The following is a 21475-nucleotide window of genomic DNA, read 5'->3' on the forward strand; positions in this document are numbered from 1 at the left end:
TGATGCTGTTCACTATGGCGTTTCATCTGTACTAAAAACAGACTCAGTTAAATCATAAAAAACCATAGCAGATGCGTTTGTCCCGTTAAAAAGCCCGCCGTGTGGCAGGCTTATAACCAAAACAGGTTACAGATCACTATGGGGGCCAAAAACCTCGTAGTGGATGCGCGCGGCATCAACCCCCAATGCCAACAACTGGTCTTTGGCAAACTTCATAAAGCCGGTCGGGCCGCAGAGGTAAAAGTTGCCATCCGCGAGTGGCAGTTGCGCCGCGAGCGGGGCGATTTCCATCAAGCCGTGGAAGTGCGTTGGCGAGGGCAAATCATCCAGCGCGCTGTACCAGGTAAAGCTGCGCAGCGGTGCATAAGCTTGCTGAAGCGCGGCGATACGCCCGGCGAACGAGTGCTGCTGCGCATTTTCGCAGGCATGTAGGAAGGCGACCGGTGCACCGGTATTGGCGTGCACGATTGCCTCCAGCATGGACACCATCGGTGTTAAGCCCACGCCGGCAGAGATCAATACCGTCGGGCGGTTGAGCGATTGCAGGAAGAAATCACCTGCCGGTGGCAGCACTTCGATTTCATCGCCCTGCTGTACCGCATCGTGCAAATGGTTGGAAACCGCGCCCTGCACCGCTCCATTCTCGCGTTTTACGCTGATCCGGTAATACTCGCCGTTGGCGCGATCTGAGAGCGAATACTGGCGGATCTCCCAATAGTCGGCGCCCGCCGGTTTTACGCGCACTGACAGGTATTGCCCCGGTTGGTAACGCAGTACCGCGCCGCCATCGCTGGGTGCGAGTACAAAACTGGTCACCAGTGCCGACTCGACTTTTTTCTTGATCACAGTAAAGCGACGCACACCTCTCCAGCCGCCAACTCCCTGTTCTGACTGGCGATACAGTTCACCCTCGCGGCCAATAAATATTGCGGCGAGAAAGGCGTAAGCCTCGGTCCAGGCCGCTTCGACCTCGGCAGTAAAGGCGGCGGGCGCCAGCTCGCGCAGGGTTTCGATCAGGTGATGGCCGACGATATCGTAGTGATGCGCCTGCACATTCAAACTGGTGTGTTTGTGGGCGATGCGCTCCACCGCCGTCTTGAGCACCGCCGGGTTTTCGATATTTTTGGCGTAGGCCGCAATCGCACTGAAGAGCGCAAATTGCTGGCGCCCGGACTGCTGGTTGCTCATGTTAAAAATATCTTTCAGCTCGGGGTTGGCGCGAAACATACGCGCGTAAAAATGCTCGGTAATCACGGTGCCGGCATCTTCCAGCAGGGGGACGGTACTTTTCACAATAGCCATAGTTTGGGCAGATAACATAGCGGGCTCCTCAGCCTGAATTGTCGCAATGCGACGATAAAAACAACGAAAATACACATAAAATCGGCGAAATAGGGATCAACCTACAGGTAAGTGCAGCGCCTGTTGGGCGATACAGCGCAGCAGGTAAGTGAGCTTGATCAGCACTGCACTCAGGATCATCGCGGCGTGACCGAAGATCTGTGCCTCCAGCGAAAACCACTCGGCATAGGGGTAACAGACGAGCACAGTCAGCAGCAGGACAAGGGCAGATGCGAGCAAGCCGCGATTGGCGAAGCTGAGCAGTAAGCGGTGATCCACTTCGACGTCAGCGTGATCGGCAGAAGATTGGGCACAGATTGGTAGTGACATGGTTGGCTCCCGGATGAATTTGGTTAACTTGCTAATCCGGTTATTACAGCAACAATGCCAAAATTAAAAACTGTTTAATATCAGTATCTTATGAGTTTTCATCGATTCTTTATGTGTCATATTGACTCTATTATTTTGTGTCAATATGACTCTTATGTATTGTTTTGACTTTCAAGAAACAGCAGGATCAAATAGACTCGCGACGTGATCATTTCTTAAGTGGCACTCAGCGGGAGCAGGTTATGGCAGAGGTGAATTCCACCCTGTTGATTGAAGTGGCATTGGACTTGGCCAATAGCATCGGCAATGAAGACCGCTTTGACCGGCTGCTGACCAGCATCCGCAAAGCCATCAATTGCGATGCGGTTGCCTTGCTGGCACTGAACGATGGCCTGCTAACGCCGCTGGCGATCCAGGGCTTATCACCCGATACCCTCGGTCGCCGTTTTCATACCCGCGACCATCCGCGCCTCGCCGAAATTTGCCAGGCAATGCGGCCACTGCGTTTTGCTGCCGATTCGCCTCACCCTGATCCTTACGACGGTCTATTGCTGGCGCAACCGGGCGATTTGCCCGTCCACGCCTGCATGGGTTTACCGCTTTATTCGGATGCGCAACTGATCGGCGTAGTTACGCTCGATAGCCTCACTCCTAATGTGTTCGACACCATTCCCGAGCGCACGCTGGAGGTAATCGCCGCTATGTCGGCCGCCAGTTTAAAAACAGCGATGCAGCTGAATCGCCTCGAACTCAGCGCCAAACGCAGCCAGGATTTGTTGCAGGAATTGACGCGCGAGGCGCTCACCCGCGAAGGCGGCGGCGGTGAGTTGATCGGCCAAAGTCCGGCGATGCTCGCGCTCAAAAGCGATATCAATCTGGTCGCCAACTCGGATTACACGGTGCTGATTGAAGGTGAAACCGGCGTTGGCAAAGAGCTGGTCGCGCGCAAGTTGCATCAGTTATCCCATCGCAGCAGTCAGCCCCTTGTCCATCTCAACTGCGCATCGCTGCCGGAAACCCTCGCAGAAAGCGAATTGTTCGGCCACAGCAAAGGCGCATTTACCGGCGCCGAGCGTGAGCGTGCGGGCAAATTCCAGTTGGCGAATGGCGGCACTTTATTTTTGGATGAAGTGGGCGAGTTGCCGTTGGCGATCCAAAGCAAACTGCTGCGCGCTTTGCAGAGCGGTGAGATACAACCGGTCGGGCGCGACCAGGTGGAGCGGGTTAATGTGCGCGTGGTTGCGGCGACCAATCGCGATCTCAAGCAAGAAGTTGAGCGAGGCAATTTTCGCGCAGATTTATACCATCGCCTGTCGGTTTACCCGATTGCCGTACCGCCATTGCGTGAGCGCGATGGCGATGTGTTGTTGCTCGCCGGCTATTTCCTTGAACTCACCGCGCGCAAATTGGGTTTGCGTCAATTAAAGCTGGCGAAGGCAAGCGAATTGGCGCTGCTGAATTATCAGTGGCCGGGCAATGTGCGCGAGTTGGAACACATGATCAGCCGCGCCGCACTAAAAGCCAAAGCGCAACAGGGCGCGGATGATCCGGCGATACTTGCCCTTCTGCCTGCGCATTTTGATTTGGCGGAAGGCGCAAAACCGGAAACGAATCGCGCTGCTAAAACCAACGTGCAAGCGATTGATATCAGCGGCGCGAGCTTGAAAGAATCAACCGAGCAATTTCAACGCGCGCAAATTATCCAGGCGTTATCGGCATCCGCAGGTAATTGGACTGTTGCGGCCAAGACTCTGGATTTGGATCGCGCCAACCTCACGCGCTTGGCGAAACGCTTGGGTATCAAACTGGAAAAACGGCTCGCCACAGATAATTAATAACCACCATTCATAATTAATGCTCTCCACTGACAATTAATAATTGGCGCGCGCCATTTTTTAACGAAACTGTCATTTCCTTTCTGCACATTAAATAACTGCACTTTAACTAAGTGATGGCGAGCCATTCCGGTGCCTGCAAAACAGGGTTTGCATTCTGGTGAGGCACTTGGGTGAAATAAGTGATCGCTGATTTTTATTCCTGATTGCGCCGCGATGCTTATTTCACGCGTGCAATTCCTTATCCCGAAATCCTGACCGACGCTGGCACAATCCATGCTGCCGCCTATGCCGCCAGAGTGACAACTGGGCTCGCTAGATGTTGTAAAAAAATCGGTGGAAAAAATGGCGCTATCCAAATATCAATTCAATCGTTTGATCAACACAAGGTTTATCAGCACGGCAATTAAAACGGCATTCGCAACCGGCCTCATCATTGGGCTTGGCGCTTGTACGCATTCTCCATCCTCCTCAAGTGTGAATGTGAGCCTTGTTGCCCTGAATGATTTTCACGGCTACATACAAGCCAGCACTTACACTTACGCCGACCCCAAAAATCCTACGCAGCAAATCGCAACACCCGCAGGTGGTATTGCGGCCTTAAGTGGTTTGCTAACCGAATTGAGCGAACAAGATCCGCAATTATTATTTGTGGGGGTGGGCGATTTAATCCGCGCATCGCCGCCAGTCTCGGCAATGTGGGCCGACGAGCCCAGCATTAATGCGCTGAATTTATTGGGGCTTGAATTTTCCACGCTCGGCAATCACGAGCTGGACGAAGGCAAAGCGGAATTATTGCGGCAGGTGCATGGCGGTTGTGAGTCGCCAAGGCCAGATAAAGCCTGCAAATATGCAACGGAATTCAAGGGCGCAACATTTCCCTATATCGCTGCGAATTTAATCGATAGCACCAGCGGCCAACCAGTTTTTGCGCCTTACCTGATTAAAGAAATCAAAGGTGTGAAGATCGCTTTTATTGGCGCAGAAGTAGAAGAACTTGCGTCGGTTATTCCCGCATCATCAATGAAAGGTATTCGGGTCCTCGATGAAGCTGAAGCGATAAATCGCTACGTGCCTGAAATCCAGCGTCAAGGTGTAAAGGCCATAGTTGCGTTGGTACATCAAGGTGGAAAACAGCAGGGATCGTTTAACGGTTGCGATAATTTTAGTGGTGACATTGTTGATATTGCGCAGCGGCTTGATCCGGAAATCGATGTGCTCTTGAGCGCGCACACACATCAATCTTATGTATGCAAACTCGGAAAATTATTGATCAGTCAAGGTGCGTCTTACGGTCATTTGGTAACTCATTTGAATTTAACCTTGAATCAAGCCGATGGCGAAATCACTAACGCCGTTGCAGAAAATATTCTGGTTGATCCAAATCGCTATCGCCCTACTCCTGCAATTGCTGCGTTTGAACAGCAGCTGGTGGAACGCAGCAAATCAATTTTAGAAAAACCGATTGCGCGAATTGGTGTGCAAACAATTAATCGTGTTGCTAATACCGCCGGAGAATCGGCAATGGGTGATTTGATTGCCGATGCGCAATTGGCTGCGACAAAAAATAAAGGGGCGCAAATTGCGTTTATGAATTCGGGTGGCATTCGCAGTGATTTGTCGCTGGGTGAAGGCAAAGCGCAGGTAGTATTTTCGCAAGTATCCGCCGTGCATCCATTCAAAGGTACTTTGCAAGTGATGAACCTGAGCGGTGCGCAATTAAAATCCCTGCTGGAGCAGCAATGGCAGGCGGGAGCGGTGGAAGATTTTCGCCCGCTGCAAATTTCCCGGTCGTTTTCCTATCAGTGGGATGCAACGCGCCCGCTGGGCAATCGCGTTATTGCGGAATCGCTACGCGTGAATGGGCAGCTGGTAAAAGCGGATAACCAGTATCGTATTACGACCAATTCATTCCTCGCGGATGGGGGCGATAAGTTTTCGGTATTCACGCAGGGAAGTGAGCGCGAAGACAGCGCCGTGCGCGATCTCGATGCGTTAATTGATTATCTGCAAGCGCAGGAAAAAGCCGGAAAACCCGCCGGCCAAGCAGCTCCGGAAAAGCGCATCCAGCGGGTGAATTAATAGCGCAGCGCTAAAGGCTATTGGGCGCGAGTGAGGTTTTTGCGTAGTTGCTGCAATTGCTCGCGCAGGGCATTGATCTCCGCTTCGCTGGTCGCGCAGGCCATGCCGATGTGCAGGGGGATTTCCTGCGCCTGTTCACGCAGCGCTTTACCGGCCGGGGTCAGGCCAATCTCAAGGGTGCGCTCGTTGTCTACCTGACGCTGGCGCTGCAAAAGTCCCAGGGCTTCAAGCCGTTTGATCACTGGTGTAAGCGCGCCGGAGTCGATATGTAATTGCTCGGCAATATCCTTCAGTGCAAGGCCATCACGCTCCCACAAAATCAGCATCACAAGGTATTGCGGGTAAGTAAGCCCTAACTTTTCCAGCAATGGCTTATAGAGTTTGGTCATCGCCAAGGATGTGGAATAGAGGGCAAAACAGAGCTGTTTGTCTAATAGCAGATAGTTAGTGGACATGGCGGTTGCTCGCAGTCAAAAAGAATCAAGGCGATAACATTGCTTGTTGTGCTCAATGTTATCGCGATAATTCTCGACCAAAATTACACCAGTTGCAAACTTACCTGAATGTTGCCGCGGGTGGCGTTGGAGTATGGGCAAACGATGTGGGCTTTATCGACCAGCGCTTGGGCCTGTTCTGGATCAACACCGGGCAAGCTGATTTTCAGCGCGACTTCCAAGGCAAAACCGGTGGGGATCTGGCCGATGCCAACGTCGGCAGTCACGGTTGAATCGCTACCTACCGCGATTTTTGCCTGGCCAGCGACGAATTTGATCGCGCTCAGAAAGCAGGCTGAGTAACCAGCAGCGAATAGTTGTTCAGGGTTAGTTGCAGCGCGGCCATCGCCACCCAATTCTTTTGGCACCGCCAGTTTTACATCCAAAACTCCATCAGCAGAAACTGCACGACCATCGCGGCCAGAGTTGGTAGTAGCAGAGGTTTTATACAATATGTTCATGGTGTAGCTCCTGTATTTACATTGAATATTTAAGGTAATTGATTTTGCGATAATTATTATCGCGATAATTAAATGAGTAAATAAAAAGGTTTTTCGTCTTGTCCCGGAAGCGTTTGTACAATTCCGTGGAACTGAAATTAGATTATCGCGATAACTATTATTGTGCAAATTATTATTTTGATAAATTTATACCGTTTTATTCTGAAGGCAGTTGTTTTAATGATCAAAATGGCAAGAATCAATGGGCAGGTTCAGTTATTACTGATGCAGGCAGCCCGAATACTGTGTCGAACACCCAGTTAAATATAAAGGTGTAGAACAGGAAGAAGGCCAGTAAACCCATGTCCAGAATCAGTGCTTCCATAAAGCTGATATCCAGCCAGAGCGCGATTACCGGTACCAAAAAGATCAGCAAGCCGCCTTCAAACCCGAGCGCATGCAGCACGCGCACGCCTATGCTGCGCCCTTTGCGCTGGCGATATTGTTCCCAGCGCTCAAACCCATAGTTGAACACCAGATTCCACACAATCGCGATTGCCGAGGCGGCCACCGCAATACCCAGCGAGTCGCCAGTACCAGCGCTGCTGATCAGCTTTAACAAGAGTGCCGACAGCACTATCGCGATAAATTCGTACAGTCCCACATAGACCACACGGCGTTTTAAACCTTGCATAACGACCTCCATCACAATCGAATGAAGCCAGTTTCTATGTTTTGTGCTGATAGAAAAAGTTAGCTAATATCAGTTCAATTGATAGATTGAGGTATTAAGCATGAGCGCGGTATTCAATTCCGAGACGATCAGTATCTTTTTGGCAGTGTTGGATAGCGGCTCCTTCTCTGCCGCCTCGCGCCGACTGGGGCGCGTGCCCTCGGCAATCAGCATGGCGATTGCGAACTTGGAAGCCGAACTGGCGCTGGAATTGTTTGACCGCAGCGGCCGCGAGCCCAAACCCACCGCCGTCGCACGCGCATTGGAACCGCAAGCGCGTTTGCTGATGAACCAGCTACAGCAGCTCAACACCCAGGCACTGGAGTTGAGCCAGGGATTGGAAACACGGTTGACACTGGTAATTGCCCCCGAGCTGCAATCCACCGCTTGGGTTGATCCACTCAAGGTGCTGGCACAGGAATATCCGCTGCTGGATATCCAGGTCATCACCGCCCCGCAAACCGATGCATTGCAACTGCTGCATAACGGCAGCGCGCAACTCGCCCTCGTGTTTGAACGCCCTGCCGCTGATGGCCGCGAAAACTTTCAGGAGGTGGGGCAAGAAACATTGGTCGCAGTGATTGCCCGCACTCATCCACTGATGCAACAAGTTTCCGCTGAAGGCAATCTCAACGACAGCCAGTTGCGCCCCGTGCGGCAGATATTAGTCAGCAGCCGCAACAGCGAAACCCCGCGCAGCGAAAGCAACCTCAACAGCTTCTGTACTATCTCCGAACACTACTGGCGAGTGGATAATCCGGAAGTCGCATTACAATTGGTCATCGCCGAACTCGGCTGGGCCTGGTTGCCACGCACGCTAGTGCAACCCTGGATTAACGGCCGCATGGTGCTGGAATTGCCTCTGGAAAATCTCACCAACGGCGAAGAATTATGGATCGATTTAGTTTGGTCGCGCGAACGCCCCTTAGGTTTGGGCGCGCAAAGATTTGTTGCGTTGATGGCGGAGCAGTATCGGAAAACGCGGTGATGAGGTGAAAAATCCGCTACTGAAATACAGTAGCGGATTTTTATTTATTGGCAGGACCACTCAACGATTGGATTATTATATTGCTGACTTTGCGATGCTGGTTTGCATTGGGTGTTATAACCTTTTTCTGCGGTGCTTAACGGACAGCTAGCATCACCACAGACTACATATCTTCCCATATCATTAGGTCCTGGATTGAGTATTCCATTGGTGTATTTGCACGATTGTCCCAAAACTGCACCTGATTGACAGGCAGTGCTGGTTCTAACCAAATTTGGTTGCAAGCAAGTGCCATTGTTAATGGTATTTCCAATCATGCTAATTGTGCATGCTGGAGGAGAGGTAAAGGGTGCTGAAGACACTAGTGTTCGGGTAGCAAACCACGCATTACTGTTATTATCTTTACAGCGTTGATTGGTTGTTTGTTGTTGAGGAGTCGATGTGGAGCTGGTTATCTCCCAAGAACAGGAAGCTGGTGTGTTTGCCAGCGCTGGAATTGATGTGAACGCAATGAAGCTAACCGTTATGGCTGAAATAATTTTAAATAACTTCATGAAAATATCCCTAATTACAATTGTAAAAATAATTAGTATTGAATGAAGCCTTCCTGCTCAGTTCTCCACTCTGTGAAAGTAGAAAACAGTATCCATCAATACTTGTTATACCTGAATTCCATTCCAGATAATTGAGCTGAGTAATTATTTACTTAAGCTCAAATCCTTTCTCATCACGCGATACATAAAAAATGGCTTCGCCCTGCTTGACTTTGTTGTCGATAATAATTTGTGCGGATTTGTGGTTGCCTATGACTTTGCTAATTGTCATGGCTGTTTCATTTGCATGATTTTGATCCATCACGCTGACAGTGATTTGGCATTGAGTTGATTTACAAGACGTAGATTTGAGTGCGATACCAGCTAATGCTGAGTCTTGAATAAAAAGTGTTTGTAAATATTCTTCTTCTGCAGGAGCCCAATCGTAATCAGTTTTTTCTGCAGAAAATCGCCCATTCATTTCAACTCCCAAATCAAACCAGGGTTTATCCTTTTGATTTTTGGTGAGCCACTCAGTAAATTTTTCTGAGTGTTGTTCAGCTTCGTATTGTGCTTTGATCTCATCAATTTGTTGTTGTGAGGGTTGAGCGGAAATAGATAATTCGGGATGTGAAGATAGTTGCTGATTTTCTGCAGTAACAGGATCACTCTGTTGGTGCTGTGCTACGGGCAAAGTAGAGGAAGTTTGTGTAGCAATTGGGGTGGTTACAGCTTCACTCTGTGCAACTACAGCTATGGAAGGAGCAGTATCCAGTGTGTGTGAATTTTTCCCCGCCCAGTAACCTGCGCCGACGGCAACAACAATGGAAAGTGGAAATATTATTTTATTCATCCTGAAAGCACCTTTCTCTGTTAGCGCTTAAATCATAACAGACTGAAAATAACTTACAGCTCATTTAAGCGACAACGTTGTCTAGTGTTTAAAAATTCACACTGATTAAATCTCGTTAGTCATTTAAATATTAATAATTGAGGGGATTTTTACAGGTGAAGAAAAATGATATTTAAGGTGCCAATACAGTAAAAATTTTGTCTGACGAATCACGAAACGGCGATCTTGTACTGGCATCATAAATGTCGATGTGATCTGATAAATCCGCCAATTTCCTCTGTTGTATGAACCTCGCCGGTAACGCACCTGCGCGTTCCGAAAGCGACGGTTTCTAAGGAATAATAATAAGAGCATTTACAGAATTTCTTCGGCTTGGTCTCGCTGTACCACAATCCCTATCTCAAATAACAAGCGAGAATTATCACTATGAATATCTCTTCAGCACGCCTGCTAAAAAAGGCAGGCTTCAGCACGTCTTGCGTTGCAGCTGCAATTGCCCTGTTAAGCGGGAGCCACGCATTCGCTGCAGCAACCGGCGGTTTTTCTACTACTGATGGCGGCAGCGCTTCAGGTTCAAAATCATTTACTGCATCCACTTACGAGCAAATCAACACGATTATCGCCAACGCCAAGCTCGATGCTAACGGTAGTAAAGTCAGCGGTGGTGCTTATCCGGTCATCATCACTTACACCGGCAATGAAGATTCGCTGATTAACCAGGTGATTAAAGACCACACGGTTGATTCATCCGGCAACTGCCCCAAGCCGCGTTGGAACGATGCTTATCGCTACGTAGAAATTAAAGAATTTACCAAAGGCGTGACGATTCTCGGTGCGAATGGTTCTTCGGCGAATTTCGGAATCGTGGTCAATAAATCCAGCAACGTGATTATCCGCAATATGAAAATTGGCGCGCTTGCCGGTGCAAATAATGATGCGGATATGATTCGTATCGACAGCGGTAGCAACGTGTGGGTTGATCACAATGAATTGTTCGCAGTGAACAACGAGTGTAAAGGTTCGCCCGATGGTGACTTAACCTTTGAAAGTGCAATCGATATTAAAAAAGAATCGCACAATGTGACAGTTTCTTACAACTTGATTCGCGATAGCAAAAAAGTCGGCCTTGATGGTTCCAGCAGTAGCGATATTGCCGGCGGTCGTGAAATTACTTTCCACCACAATATTTATCGCAATGTGAATGCGCGTTTGCCATTGCAGCGCGGTGGTTGGACGCACATGTACAACAACCTTTACGATGGTATTACCGATTCTGGTATTAACGTGCGTCAAAAAGGTTATGCGTTAATTGAAAGCAACTGGTTCCAGAATGCAAAAAATCCGATCACTTGCCGTTACGATAGCAGCAACTGCGGCTATTGGGATTTGCGCAACAACAACGTGCGCAACCCTGGTGATTTTGCAACCTACAATATTACCTGGAGCAGTGGCGGTACCATTGATGCAACTAACTGGACAACCACAGCGCCCTTCCCGATCAGCATTCCCTACAGCTACTCGCCGGTAACGCCGCAATGCGTGAAAGATCGTCTTGCAAGTTACGCTGGTGTTGGTAAAAACAATGCGCAATTAACAGCATCGGCCTGTGGTGGTACTACTTCATCAGTAGCACCTTCATCTGTTCCTGCCTCTTCCGTTGCACCATCAAGTCGTTCATCCAGCAGCGCTGCGCCCAGTTCAGTTCCTTCTAACAATTCATCAAGTTCTGTTGCAGCAACCGGTTCAATTTCACTCGGTGCAACTGCGACCAGCAATAGCATTGTGTTGAGTTGGTCGGCGAATAATGTGACGCTCGGAGCACAAGAAGTGTATCGCGATACCGACGCTGATCCTGCTGGCCGTGTGCGCATTGCGTCACTTGCCGCATCAGTGCGTTTGTATACCGATAGCACTGCAGCATCTGGCCAAACCTATTATTACTGGATTAAAAATACCACTTCCGGTGTAGTCACCAACTCTAATGCAGCATCCGCGCGTATCGGCAGCACGGCTTCCAGTTCTGTTGCATCAAGCAGTTCAAGTTCAGCAAGTGGCGCGCCGGTATTAAGTGGCACTGGTGATTATCCAAGTGGCTTTTCCAAGTGCGCGGATTTAGGTGATACTTGTGCAGTTACCTCAGGCGATGGTTGGGTTGCCTTTGGCCGCAAAGGCAAATGGGTTACCAAGAAAGTATCGGTGGGCGGATCAATCGCTTGTACTGTTGCAGCATTTGGTTCTGATCCAGGCGGCAACCCAAACAAATGCTCCTACAAAAAATAATTGCTTTTGTTGAAATAAAAAACCCGGCGCAATGCCGGGTTTTTTATTTGCTATTTTATAACTGTCAAAATGGACAGTGACTTATCCCCTGAATTCTTTGACCCGTAACCGGATGATCAAATTCGATTGTAGTTGCATGCAACATCAAGCGTGGTGCAAGTGAAAATGACTCAGAATTTTTATACAGGTCGCAACCTAAAATAGGATGGCCGAATTCCCGGCTGTGAATACGCAGTTGATGGGTTCGGCCAGTAATTGGTGTAAATAAAACCCGCGTGGTTGGCGGGGCACTGGTTCGTTCAATAACGGTGTAATGAGTCACTGCCGGTTTACCTGACTCCGCACAAATTTTTTGGAGCGGAAAATTAGCGGGATCTTTTGCAATCGGAAACTCAATGATGCCGCTATCGCATTGCAGATGACCATGCAGAATCGCAGTGTAGGTTTTGTTGATGCTGCCAGCTTGAAATTGTTTGGTAATCTGCCCATTCACCGTTTTATTTAGTGCGACCACCATAATTCCCGATGTGCCAAAATCAAGCCGATGCACCAGCGTGGCAGACGGAAAATCCTGCACCAAGCGAAAATGTACCGAATCTTTATTCAACGGATTTTTACCCGACAAACTCAACAAGCCGCTGGGTTTATTGATCAGTAGCAGGTGCTCATCCTGAAATAAGATGTCAATTACATCCCGACAAGGAGGTGCGATAAAGGTATCGGGTTTGCTGGTCATTATTTTCCTGTGTAACAAAATAAATCGCCCCGGCTGCAAGTAAATGCAGCCGGGGCGAACGAGCGCATTTAATACTAGCTATTAAAAAACTCTTTGGTAACTCAGATTAAAGCTACGGCCGATACCGGTGAAATTGCGGATATCGTTCGGGTTACTTTGCGAAAAGTAAGTGAAGTAAAACTCATCCGTCAGGTTTTGTACGGAAAAACTGATTTTGCCATCAAAGGCCGCGATGTTCGCACTGAAATCGTAAGTGGTATAGCCATTAAAACTGTTAGTGACTGTACCAGTTGCATTGCGCACATCGCGATCAAATAAATAATTTGCCTGCAAGCGAGTGTCTATACCTTCAACCCAGGTGCGATCCCAACTCACATTCACGCGATCCGGTGAAATATTGGTGCCGCCCAAATCGGAATCTACGCGACCATCTTTATTTGAATCGTAACGGCCGGTTGCTTCAGCGTAACGCAGGCCGAGTAAATCCACATCAGTTACTGCCCATGAGGTGCTGAATTCAATACCGTCGATTTCCGTTTTTTCGCGCGACACTGAGTAAATCCCATCGGCACCGCGCACCAAGCGCTCACCTAAATCAGAATTCGAAGTGTAGTAACTCAACTGGGCGGTGATATCCGCAGTTTTAAATTCCGCTCCAAACTCGGTGCTCTCGGTGAGGATAGGTTCTAAATCCAGAAAACTTTCTACGCTTTGGTTGGGGATATTAATAGCGCGCAATACACGGCCAACATCGGGCATAGAAAAGGCTTCGGCGTAATTAGCAAACGCGCGCCAGGCACTGGTGATTTGGTAGGTGCCGCCGAAGTTATACAGGGTTTCCGAAAACTCCGGTGAACCGCCTTCCACAAAGCGGCTGCCGTAGGATGCAAGGGTAGTAAAGTCATCTACTTTAAGTTTCGATTTTTCATGGCGCACGCCGCCGGTCACAGTGAGTTTATCGATACCGGTAAATTCAGCCTGCGCATAAGGCGCAATATTTTCGTATTCGGTTGGCGGCACCCAGGCGCGTCCGGTCAGGATTAATTCCTGCCAGGTTTCATCTTTCAATACGTCCACACCATAAACAAGATTCACGGGTAAATCAGCGAGCTGATCTTTTACCAGCGTAATTTTTGCGCCGACTTTTTCTGAATTGTTTTGCGATTGGTCGATCAGGTTCGGGCCATAGGCCGGATCTTGAAAGGTGGCCGAGGGCACAATATCAGCACCGTAGGTGCCGGCAAAATCCTGACTGAAACCCTGCACGCGCAGTTTGTGGCCGAGGAAATCTTCATTGGTGTAAGTGAGACTGATTGCGGTGACGTCATTGCTGGAACCTTCTCCAGTAATCTCACCTTTTATCGAGCTGCTGGGAATACCTTCGGATACATCGCCCGGAACACCGATCCAATTATTTTTGTTTTCCACTTTATAGTGGTTCACCATTAATTCGATGCGCTGGTCATCCCAGTCATAACCACCCTTCACAAAACCATTCCAGGACTCCGAATCCATCGTATCGCCTTGGGCATTATCGGCACCGATAATATCGCCGCGGCCATCGTAAGCGACGCCGCTATCGCGCAAGCTGATGCTGGCGATAATATCGGCGTTGCTGCTAAAACGATTGGACACGCTGTAACTCACACCGTAATCCGCACTCTCGCCCACATCTTCGGTTTGAAAGCCAGTGCTGAAACGAATGCTTTGTTCCAATTGATCGGAGGGTTTGCGTGTGATCAAGTTGATCACACCGCCCGAAGCGCCCATTCCGTGAATTGCATTCGCGCCGTGCAACACTTCCACTCGCTCAATCACCACCGGATCAATGGTATTGCCTTCACGGCTACCGTCACGCAGTGGGTTGGATTGCGGCACGCCGTCGATCATGTACAGCGGCTTGCGTCCGCGCAGGGTTTCACCAGAGTTGGTCATCTTCTGACGGCTGGGCGAGAAACCGGGAATTAAATTGCCCAGCACAGTGGAAAGGTCATCTTGAATTGATAATTGCTGCTCCAGCTCAGCCGGATTAATCACAGTCACCGTATTGGGAATCGTGCTCAGCGGCCGCTCGGTGCGGCTCGCACTCACAATCACTTCTTCAATCGGCGCGGCAGCAAAACCAAGGCTCGGCAAGAGCGCACCGCAGGTCAATAACAGACTGGCAGGACGGGTAAAACGGTACATGCGGATTTCCTATAGCGGGAGTTAAAGCAAGGAGGGGATAAACGGGCGAGGATTTTAGCAATAATGAGAATGGTTATCAATAATGCCAATGATATGTGCCATTTAAGTGCTGTTTAGGGGCTGGTTGTTTATTTAATAGTCTGTGTTATCTTGTGTACATTCGAATACAAAGAGGTTTTGTTATGTCGACGACTATGACTATCCGCTTGGATGATGATCTGAAGCTGCGCTTGGAAAAGTTGGCAGATACAACGCATCGCTCAAAATCTTTTTTAGCTACTGAAGCTATTCGCGATTTTGTAGAGCTGAACGAATGGCAGGTGCAAGAAATTAAAGCAGCTATTGAAGAGGCTGATAGAGGTGAGTTTGCCTCTGAGGATGCGGTAGCTGATACGTTTAAGAAGTGGGGTGTAAATGCAAATTAAGTGGCTGGAGAAAGCCCTTCACAACTTGGACGAGGAAGCCAGTTACATTGCAAAAAATAATCCTCAAGCAGCAATAGTAGTAATACAACGTATATACGAAGCCGTTAATTCATTACGTGAAAATCCTGCTCTCGGTCATCCTGGCCGCATTCACGGCACACGAGAACTTGTTGTTCCCGACACGCGTTATGTCATTCCTTATCGAGTAAAAATTGAAGTCCAGCAAATTCAAATCTTGAGAATATTTCACACGTCAAGAAAACCACCTAAACGCTGGTAATCAATCAACGTATTTACGTTAACGGCTAAAAAATATGTCGAACTACCACCTCATTATTCCCTCGCCCGTAGGTCAATTAACTTTGATTGCCAACGATAAAGGTTTGGCCGCAGTGTTGTGGGAAAATGAAGATCCAAAAAGAGTGGGGATCGATAAAGGTGATCGCAGCGATGACTTCCCGTTGCTGCTAAAAACTGCGCAGCAGTTGAATGAATATTTTAATGGGACGAGAAAAGTATTTGAGTTGCCGCTGGATTTTCACGGCACTGAATTCCAGCAGCAAGTGTGGCAAGCATTGCTGACTATTCCTTACGGTGAAACGCGCAGCTATTTGCAAATCGCGCAACAAATCAACAATGAAAAATCCGTACGCGCTGTGGGAGCGGCTAACGGGAAAAATCCTATCTCGATTATTGCTCCATGCCATCGTGTGATAGGTTCGTCAGGCAAATTGACAGGTTTTGCGGGTGGGTTGGAAGCCAAAGCATTTTTATTGCAATTGGAATCGCCCACCCGTCAAGCAGAGTTATGGTAGAAGTGAATTCCGTTATTGTAATAACGGAATTCACGATGAGTTATTCACAATTCTTTTCGCAAGTTTTCAGGCTACCTATCCATGGCTCATACAAACGACCGTAATTAACAACGGCGATAAAAGGTGAGGTGGATTTTCCATTATTAAATGTTAATTCTTGCGCAAAATGTTTGGGAAGATAAAGAGATGAAACTGAGAGCTCATTAATAAAAATATCTCTTTCTTTGTTCTTGGCGTGATTGCACGAATATCTATAATTTACTTCCACCTCAGTAGGTACAATCAATAATTTTGTTTTTCCGGAAATATTTCTTGCTTGCATAACTTTTTCTAATGCGCTGCGTGTTGCAGCTGCATCTATAGCAATAAGGCGTGTGATAGAGTTTTTTGCCTCCTGTAACAGCTTATCCGCCTCTTCCCGTTTTTCGTTTAGCTCTTTTTTAGCCAGTTCCGAATCGGACGTTGGCTCCTGGCTGTGTATCAAGCTGTGGTATTGTTCTGTTTTGGTTACGTAATCTGTGTAGCTTTGGCCATTAAATTCTAATAATACCCAACCGCTTTTTTTATTGAGTTGGCGCTTGTCATTGTCGCAAGAGGGAAACTGAAAGCTGGAATAATGTGCTGGACTCAACACGAGAGTTCTATCGAGGTGCCAGCGTAATTCGTTGTAATCGAGCGATACTGGATTAGAGTTAAGTGCGGACCATTGTATGCTTAAACGCTTGCTTGAATCTTCCTTCTTAAAACCGTAGTTATAAGGAAACTGTAATTCCCGTTCACTCAATTGCAGTGTCGTTATAACTTCCGAGCGATTAAAAAACACCTTACCCAGAATAACGATATTCACGACCAGCACAAAAGCAACAGCGAGCCAAGCCAGTTTTTTGGTTGAGATATTCAGTGGAGATGTCTTCATGATTAGCTTCCTGCCTGTTGGGTTTTGCGTAGGCGATTAAAGACCATCAACGCCAAAATAGCGGTGAGGCCGATCACCAGGAAGAACAGATATTTCGGCATCCAGTCCCACCACCAATCAAAAAACTTGGTAAACAAAAATAATGCGAAGAAAATATTGCCCGCAAGCATTAAGTTTGCATTGCGGGTACGTAACCCATAGAGCACTAACAAGCCGCTACATGCAAAGCCGAGAGTTTGGTAAATACCTTCAATAAATGACTTTGACCAAGGTAAATAACTCCCATATCCCCAGTTAGACAAAATCAGTAAAGCGATAAAGAAAACCACTGCGGAGAGAATTTGGTAAATATTTGTGAAACCATCAAAATGCTCATGCTTAAACCATAGCGGCAAAGCAAAAAATAATATTGATGGCAAGAGAAAATGTTCCGGATTTTCGCCTACATGAATCCAGTAGCTGCCCATCCAGGTACCGAACTTGGCACCGATAAAAATAAAACTGCAAATCATCGCTGCCGCTAACAACAAGCGCGCTTGCAGCATATACGCGAGCAAAAATCCGTAGAGGGCAAAAACTGCAAAGGCATTGGGCGATGGTGTGATATTAAAAATACTGCCGAGCATCGTAATATTGAGTGTCCAGCTTACAAACGAGATTAAGGCTGCGAGCTTGGCGTAGTAACCGGAAGCGTCAAAGCGTCTTACCCAGAGAGCTGCGGCCAAACTGAGTAGCGGAGCGGCAATTAAAATAGCAACCTGTGCGAAGGTGGATAAATATCCCCAGTATTGGTAGAAGAGAAAAAACAAACTCGCCGCCAATGCTGCTGCCCCTAAAAAAGAAACTATCTGCATGCCGAGCGATAAATGCCGCGATCCCTCATTCAAATCTACATCTTGCGCCTGCTGCAATTCACGCAGCAGACCATCGTGGTATGAACGGATACTGGCTGCCGTCTCATCCGGCAAATGCAACAGCCCTTGCCAGGTTAATAACGCCTGCTCCGCACGAAATGCCCGCACTTGGTCAGCACGCGCTTGCGCTTGGGTTTTAGTGAGATTGCTCAATGGTGCTTCCCTCTGCCGCTAATGGTTAACGAATGCTTCTTTCGAAGGATATCCTGCAAAGGTTGGAATTTAACCTAAACGAACGAGAGGACGAAACAGGTATTTGCTGAAATATCTGTTTCGTTAAGTAGATATGAACGAAGGAGGATTGCTTTACTGGCTTACAAAACATTATCCAATAAAAACTGCGCGACACCATCGTTGTAATTTGGCTGTGCACGCGCAGCGTGTGGGAATAATTGTTTTAGTGATGAGCTGCTATTTTCCATCAACACCGGATGAGCAACCGAGCGGAATAATTCCACATCGTTAAAACCATCACCAAAAGCCATGGTTCGCTCGACTGGCAATGACAATTTTTCCAGCAACACTTTTAACGAGTAGCCTTTGGAAATATTGTTGTTCATCACTTCTAAATAATATTGATCGGAAAACGTCAGGTTTATCGCGAGTGAATAGTCGCGCTCTATTTGCGCTTTTAATGATTGCAGCTCAGCATTTTTACCGTAAAACAAAATTTTTAAGGCGCGCGCATTTATCATTGCCTGCATATCAATCTGGCGATAGGCAAAATGATCCAGCTCATGGGCTTCCAATAATTCTTCGCAGGGCGCGGTTACCAACCATTCGGTATCTGTGTACATATTGGTGTGCACATCAAATTGAGCCGCGAGTGGAATCAAGGCTTGGTTAACGTCTTGGGGCAAGCCATCGCGATAAATCAATTCGCCATCGCCGTTGTGGATATTCGCACCGTTGCAGGTGATTGTCGCAATGCCGCCGCCAAGTTGTTTCAAATAGCTGCGGATATCGTTGAAGTGTCGTCCGGTTGCGATTACCAGATTAGCGCCGCGTTCGCGCAACTCACCTAGTGCACGCAGCGTCAGCGGGGCGAGTGCATGTGCCTCATTGAGCAAGGTTCCATCCATATCAAAAACAAACGTATTTACATCGTAACGAGTGGAAGTTGACAGGGTATTTTCTAGCATGGGTAATTCTCGGTTAACGGGTTCGATTTATTATTGGACGAGTGCTAGCATAAATAAAACTAATTTTTTCTATTTTAAAGATCAAATTAACTGATGTTTTAAGTCTGTAAAGTCATTCTATGAAATTAACCCCGCATATCATCGCCCACCTTCCCTATCTGGCGGCGTTGGCTGAAACCGGCAGTTTTACCGGCGCGGCGGCGCAAATGAATATTACCCAGGCGGCGATGAGTTACCAAATCAAAGCCTTGGAAGAAAAACTCAATTGCACGTTGGTGATGCGGCAATCGGGCGCGCAGCTCAAACTCACCAATTCCGGTGAATTGTTGATGACCGAATATCGCTATTGCGCCAAGCGGCTGGGGATTGTGCTGGACCAGTTAAACCACGGCGATGGCAAAGGCGTATTAAAAATCAGCACGCCGGTGGATTTCGGCAGCCTCCTGATGCCCAAAGCCATGGCCGCATTAAAGTTGCTCGCACCCGGTTTGCACATCGACCTGCACACCAGCGATGACAACGTCGATCTGGCCACATCCAAATGGGACATGGCGATTCGCTCGCACACGACTGTCGAGCAGGAGCCTATCTACACTTCAAAAATTTGTTTGGTCGTCAGCAAGGTCTACAAAAAACGCTGCGGTATTCCCAAAAATATCCACGACGTTAACAAACATACGATCTTGATCCGCGAGCAAGCCAAACATCGCGCCTGGAACGCATTGCTCGCCCAGCACGAATTAACCTTCGATCACATACAAGACCGCATGATCCTCGGCAACACCATCGCATTGAAAGAAGCAGCCAAAGAAGGCTTAGGCATAGCACTCCTGCCCGAGTTTGTGGTGAGGGAAGATATAAAAGATAAAAAGCTGGATGTGTTGTTGCCAACCTACACCGCATCCCTCGCCTCAAAATTCTTCTTATCGAAAATCAATGCAGCGCAATTGCAGAGTTACGAGGTTTTATTGCGCAAGGTGTTTAAGGAGATTTAACTGGTCTGATATATGCCGGCATTAGGTGATAACCAACAATCAGACGATAGGTTAATAGTCAATTAGACGGTAATATAATAGGCAATTAGACGGTTGTTTAATAGGCAATTGGACGGTAGTATGCAGTTGTCCTATTCCTCCTTAATTGTTGATCATTATCGTTATGACTAACCCATATCCGCGACTGTTAGCCACAAAGCTAGCTGAAGTGCTTGCCGATACGCCCGTAGTTTGTCTGCTAGGGCCACGTCAGGTGGGTAAAACGACCCTGGCCCGACAATATTGTCCCGCCCACACGTATATTAATTTCGACGATAGCAGCCTGCTGTCCATCGCCAAGCAAGATCCATCGGGCTTTATTCAAGGTTTACCGGAATACGTGATACTCGACGAAGTCCAGCGTGTTCCGGAGTTGTTGCCCGCTATCAAAGCCGCGGTGGATAGCAACCGTAAGCCGGGTAGATTCCTGTTAACAGGTTCGGCTAATTTGTTATTACTGCCCGGTGCTCAGGAATCTCTGGCTGGGCGTATGGAGGTGCTCAATCTTTTGCCATTGACTGAGCAGGAGATAAAAGGCGTTAAATCTACACTTTTGCAGCGGCTACTTACCAATGGCATAACGGCTACCATTCAAGGCGAGCAGCAAGCCATACAGGGGATTGCCGATATTATTTGTCGCGGTGGTTTTCCTGAGCCGATCACACGTACACCTGCTCGTGCCCGACAATGGCATCGTCAATACATTAATGCGATTATCCAGCGAGATGTTAAAGATATTGCTGCTATTCGCGATGAAACAGAAATGCACAAGCTGTTTGAGGTGCTTGCTTATCGCACCGCCAATTTACTCAATATTAGTAATATGGCGAATGAATTGCAGATGCGGCGTGAAACGGTAGAAAAGTACATTACGATTCTTGAGCGTTTGTATTTGGTTCATCGTTTACCGGCGTGGCATAAAAACGACAGTAATCGCCTGATCAAAACGCCTAAAATTCATTTTGTTGATTCAGGCCTTACGGCGACCTTTTGTAATCTACAAGCGAGCGAGTGGAATAATTTCAGTACTGATTTTGGTGCTTTGCTGGAAACATTTGTAGTTCAACAATTCATCACCCAAGCAACCTGGCTTGATGACGATATACGATTTTCCCACTATCGAGACAAGGATCAAGTTGAAGTTGATTTGGTAATCGAAAAAAGCAAAAAAATATGGGGAGTGGAAGTTAAAAAAGCGTCAAGTGTTCAAGCAAAAGATGGCGCAGGCCTTAACCGTCTTGCAGCTCAGGCAGGCGCACAATTCCAGGGTGGAATTTTGTTATATGGAGGTAATAACACCTTACCTCTTGCGCAGAAAAATTGTTTTGCAGTACCTATAAGTGCGCTGTGGGAATAAAATTTTAAATAAAGTAATAAGAAAAATGTTCAAGGTAATT

21 protein-coding genes are annotated in these 21475 nt (G+C 47.8%); 10 read left to right on the top strand and 11 right to left on the bottom strand.

The window, feature by feature from the left end; genetic code table 11:
* Positions 1-126 precede the first annotated feature (126 nt).
* Positions 127-1320 (bottom strand): NO-inducible flavohemoprotein, encoded by a 1194-nt coding sequence (gene hmpA, locus AAGC78_RS13280; RefSeq protein WP_435784572.1) that lies wholly within the window; start codon positions 1318-1320, stop codon positions 127-129.
* Positions 1321-1398: 78 nt separating this feature from the next.
* A complete protein-coding gene (locus tag AAGC78_RS13285; RefSeq protein WP_435784573.1) occupies positions 1399-1671 on the bottom strand; it encodes a hypothetical protein in 273 nt (90 codons plus the stop codon).
* A gap of 242 nt (positions 1672-1913) precedes the next feature.
* Here AAGC78_RS13285 and norR point away from each other — a divergent pair, with 242 nt between their 5' ends.
* Together norR and AAGC78_RS13295 are read left to right on the top strand one after the other, a co-directional pair.
* Positions 1914-3506: a nitric oxide reductase transcriptional regulator NorR gene (gene norR, locus AAGC78_RS13290; protein ID WP_435784574.1), complete on the top strand. Its 1593-nt coding sequence runs from the start codon at positions 1914-1916 to the stop codon at positions 3504-3506.
* Between the two features lie 345 nt (positions 3507-3851).
* On the top strand, positions 3852-5588 hold the full coding sequence (locus tag AAGC78_RS13295) for a bifunctional metallophosphatase/5'-nucleotidase (RefSeq protein ID WP_435784575.1): 1737 nt from the start codon (positions 3852-3854) through the stop codon (positions 5586-5588).
* A gap of 17 nt (positions 5589-5605) precedes the next feature.
* On the opposite strand, the gene AAGC78_RS13300 is transcribed toward AAGC78_RS13295, so the two are convergent.
* The 3 genes from AAGC78_RS13300 to AAGC78_RS13310 all read right to left on the bottom strand — a co-directional run bounded on the left by AAGC78_RS13300 (position 5606) and on the right by AAGC78_RS13310 (position 7216).
* Complete coding sequence (locus tag AAGC78_RS13300) at positions 5606-6043, bottom strand: MarR family winged helix-turn-helix transcriptional regulator (RefSeq protein WP_435784576.1); 438 nt, start codon at positions 6041-6043, stop codon at positions 5606-5608.
* Between the two features lie 83 nt (positions 6044-6126).
* A complete protein-coding gene (locus AAGC78_RS13305; protein WP_435784577.1) occupies positions 6127-6543 on the bottom strand; it encodes an organic hydroperoxide resistance protein in 417 nt (138 codons plus the stop codon).
* A gap of 238 nt (positions 6544-6781) precedes the next feature.
* Complete coding sequence (locus AAGC78_RS13310; protein WP_435784578.1) at positions 6782-7216, bottom strand: PACE efflux transporter; 435 nt, start codon at positions 7214-7216, stop codon at positions 6782-6784.
* 100 nt (positions 7217-7316) lie between these two features.
* Between AAGC78_RS13310 and AAGC78_RS13315 the strand changes: the two genes are divergently transcribed.
* A complete protein-coding gene (locus AAGC78_RS13315; protein WP_435784579.1) occupies positions 7317-8243 on the top strand; it encodes a LysR family transcriptional regulator in 927 nt (308 codons plus the stop codon).
* Positions 8244-8684: 441 nt separating this feature from the next.
* On the top strand, positions 8685-8843 hold the full coding sequence (locus AAGC78_RS13320; protein WP_435784580.1) for a hypothetical protein: 159 nt from the start codon (positions 8685-8687) through the stop codon (positions 8841-8843).
* A 102-nt stretch (positions 8844-8945) separates the two neighbouring features.
* On the opposite strand, the gene AAGC78_RS13325 is transcribed toward AAGC78_RS13320, so the two are convergent.
* On the bottom strand, positions 8946-9629 hold the full coding sequence (locus tag AAGC78_RS13325; protein ID WP_435784581.1) for a hypothetical protein: 684 nt from the start codon (positions 9627-9629) through the stop codon (positions 8946-8948).
* A gap of 426 nt (positions 9630-10055) precedes the next feature.
* Here AAGC78_RS13325 and AAGC78_RS13330 point away from each other — a divergent pair, with 426 nt between their 5' ends.
* The gene (locus AAGC78_RS13330) at positions 10056-11909 is read left to right on the top strand and encodes a pectate lyase (RefSeq protein WP_435784582.1); all 1854 of its coding nucleotides are present in this window, start codon (positions 10056-10058) and stop codon (positions 11907-11909) included.
* 64 nt (positions 11910-11973) lie between these two features.
* Here the strand turns inward: AAGC78_RS13330 and AAGC78_RS13335 are convergent, their stop codons facing one another.
* Positions 11974-12645: an RluA family pseudouridine synthase gene (locus tag AAGC78_RS13335; RefSeq protein WP_435784583.1), complete on the bottom strand. Its 672-nt coding sequence runs from the start codon at positions 12643-12645 to the stop codon at positions 11974-11976.
* Between the two features lie 81 nt (positions 12646-12726).
* The gene (locus AAGC78_RS13340; protein ID WP_435784584.1) at positions 12727-14832 is read right to left on the bottom strand and encodes a TonB-dependent receptor; all 2106 of its coding nucleotides are present in this window, start codon (positions 14830-14832) and stop codon (positions 12727-12729) included.
* Between the two features lie 182 nt (positions 14833-15014).
* Between AAGC78_RS13340 and AAGC78_RS13345 the strand changes: the two genes are divergently transcribed.
* The 3 genes from AAGC78_RS13345 to AAGC78_RS13355 are packed head-to-tail and all read left to right on the top strand — an operon-like array spanning position 15015 to position 16072.
* Positions 15015-15257, top strand: coding sequence for a CopG family ribbon-helix-helix protein (locus tag AAGC78_RS13345; protein WP_435784585.1), 243 nt, complete (start codon positions 15015-15017; stop codon positions 15255-15257).
* Positions 15247-15537: a type II toxin-antitoxin system RelE/ParE family toxin gene (locus AAGC78_RS13350; RefSeq protein ID WP_435784586.1), complete on the top strand. Its 291-nt coding sequence runs from the start codon at positions 15247-15249 to the stop codon at positions 15535-15537. Before AAGC78_RS13345 ends, AAGC78_RS13350 begins: the two co-directional genes overlap by 11 nt.
* Before the next feature lie 34 nt (positions 15538-15571).
* Complete coding sequence (locus AAGC78_RS13355; RefSeq protein WP_435784587.1) at positions 15572-16072, top strand: methylated-DNA--[protein]-cysteine S-methyltransferase; 501 nt, start codon at positions 15572-15574, stop codon at positions 16070-16072.
* A 40-nt stretch (positions 16073-16112) separates the two neighbouring features.
* Here the strand turns inward: AAGC78_RS13355 and AAGC78_RS13360 are convergent, their stop codons facing one another.
* The 3 genes from AAGC78_RS13360 to AAGC78_RS13370 form a co-directional block, all read right to left on the bottom strand.
* Positions 16113-16988 carry a DUF4824 family protein gene (locus tag AAGC78_RS13360; RefSeq protein WP_435784588.1) on the bottom strand — a complete coding sequence of 292 codons (876 nt, stop codon included), beginning with the start codon at positions 16986-16988 and terminating at the stop codon, positions 16113-16115.
* A gap of 2 nt (positions 16989-16990) precedes the next feature.
* On the bottom strand, positions 16991-18055 hold the full coding sequence (locus AAGC78_RS13365; RefSeq protein ID WP_435784589.1) for a DUF2157 domain-containing protein: 1065 nt from the start codon (positions 18053-18055) through the stop codon (positions 16991-16993).
* Between the two features lie 161 nt (positions 18056-18216).
* Positions 18217-19044 (bottom strand): Cof-type HAD-IIB family hydrolase, encoded by an 828-nt coding sequence (locus AAGC78_RS13370; protein WP_435784590.1) that lies wholly within the window; start codon positions 19042-19044, stop codon positions 18217-18219.
* Positions 19045-19163: 119 nt separating this feature from the next.
* On the opposite strand from AAGC78_RS13370, the gene AAGC78_RS13375 reads away from it, so the two are divergent.
* Positions 19164-20039, top strand: a complete 876-nt coding sequence (locus tag AAGC78_RS13375; RefSeq protein WP_435784591.1) for a LysR family transcriptional regulator — start codon at positions 19164-19166, stop codon at positions 20037-20039.
* Between the two features lie 163 nt (positions 20040-20202).
* On the top strand, positions 20203-21435 hold the full coding sequence (locus AAGC78_RS13380) for an ATP-binding protein (RefSeq protein WP_435784592.1): 1233 nt from the start codon (positions 20203-20205) through the stop codon (positions 21433-21435).
* Positions 21436-21475: the final 40 nt, after the last annotated feature.

The sequence above is a fragment of the Cellvibrio sp. genome (assembly GCF_039207905.1).
Lineage (GTDB): Bacteria > Pseudomonadota > Gammaproteobacteria > Pseudomonadales > Cellvibrionaceae > Cellvibrio.

Excerpts from the sequence above, each read along its gene's own strand:
- hmpA (WP_435784572.1), bottom strand. The coding sequence starts at position 1,320 with ATGTTATCTGCCCAAACTATGGCTATTGTGAAAAGTACCGTCCCCCTG.
- AAGC78_RS13285 (WP_435784573.1), bottom strand. The coding sequence starts at position 1,671 with ATGTCACTACCAATCTGTGCCCAATCTTCTGCCGATCACGCTGACGTC.
- norR (WP_435784574.1), top strand. The coding sequence starts at position 1,914 with ATGGCAGAGGTGAATTCCACCCTGTTGATTGAAGTGGCATTGGACTTG.
- AAGC78_RS13295 (WP_435784575.1), top strand. The coding sequence starts at position 3,852 with ATGGCGCTATCCAAATATCAATTCAATCGTTTGATCAACACAAGGTTT.
- AAGC78_RS13300 (WP_435784576.1), bottom strand. The coding sequence starts at position 6,043 with ATGTCCACTAACTATCTGCTATTAGACAAACAGCTCTGTTTTGCCCTC.
- AAGC78_RS13305 (WP_435784577.1), bottom strand. The coding sequence starts at position 6,543 with ATGAACATATTGTATAAAACCTCTGCTACTACCAACTCTGGCCGCGAT.
- AAGC78_RS13310 (WP_435784578.1), bottom strand. The coding sequence starts at position 7,216 with ATGCAAGGTTTAAAACGCCGTGTGGTCTATGTGGGACTGTACGAATTT.
- AAGC78_RS13315 (WP_435784579.1), top strand. The coding sequence starts at position 7,317 with ATGAGCGCGGTATTCAATTCCGAGACGATCAGTATCTTTTTGGCAGTG.
- AAGC78_RS13325 (WP_435784581.1), bottom strand. The coding sequence starts at position 9,629 with ATGAATAAAATAATATTTCCACTTTCCATTGTTGTTGCCGTCGGCGCA.
- AAGC78_RS13330 (WP_435784582.1), top strand. The coding sequence starts at position 10,056 with ATGAATATCTCTTCAGCACGCCTGCTAAAAAAGGCAGGCTTCAGCACG.
- AAGC78_RS13335 (WP_435784583.1), bottom strand. The coding sequence starts at position 12,645 with ATGACCAGCAAACCCGATACCTTTATCGCACCTCCTTGTCGGGATGTA.
- AAGC78_RS13340 (WP_435784584.1), bottom strand. The coding sequence starts at position 14,832 with ATGTACCGTTTTACCCGTCCTGCCAGTCTGTTATTGACCTGCGGTGCG.
- AAGC78_RS13345 (WP_435784585.1), top strand. The coding sequence starts at position 15,015 with ATGTCGACGACTATGACTATCCGCTTGGATGATGATCTGAAGCTGCGC.
- AAGC78_RS13350 (WP_435784586.1), top strand. The coding sequence starts at position 15,247 with ATGCAAATTAAGTGGCTGGAGAAAGCCCTTCACAACTTGGACGAGGAA.
- AAGC78_RS13355 (WP_435784587.1), top strand. The coding sequence starts at position 15,572 with ATGTCGAACTACCACCTCATTATTCCCTCGCCCGTAGGTCAATTAACT.
- AAGC78_RS13360 (WP_435784588.1), bottom strand. The coding sequence starts at position 16,988 with ATGAAGACATCTCCACTGAATATCTCAACCAAAAAACTGGCTTGGCTC.
- AAGC78_RS13370 (WP_435784590.1), bottom strand. The coding sequence starts at position 19,044 with ATGCTAGAAAATACCCTGTCAACTTCCACTCGTTACGATGTAAATACG.
- AAGC78_RS13375 (WP_435784591.1), top strand. The coding sequence starts at position 19,164 with ATGAAATTAACCCCGCATATCATCGCCCACCTTCCCTATCTGGCGGCG.
- AAGC78_RS13380 (WP_435784592.1), top strand. The coding sequence starts at position 20,203 with ATGACTAACCCATATCCGCGACTGTTAGCCACAAAGCTAGCTGAAGTG.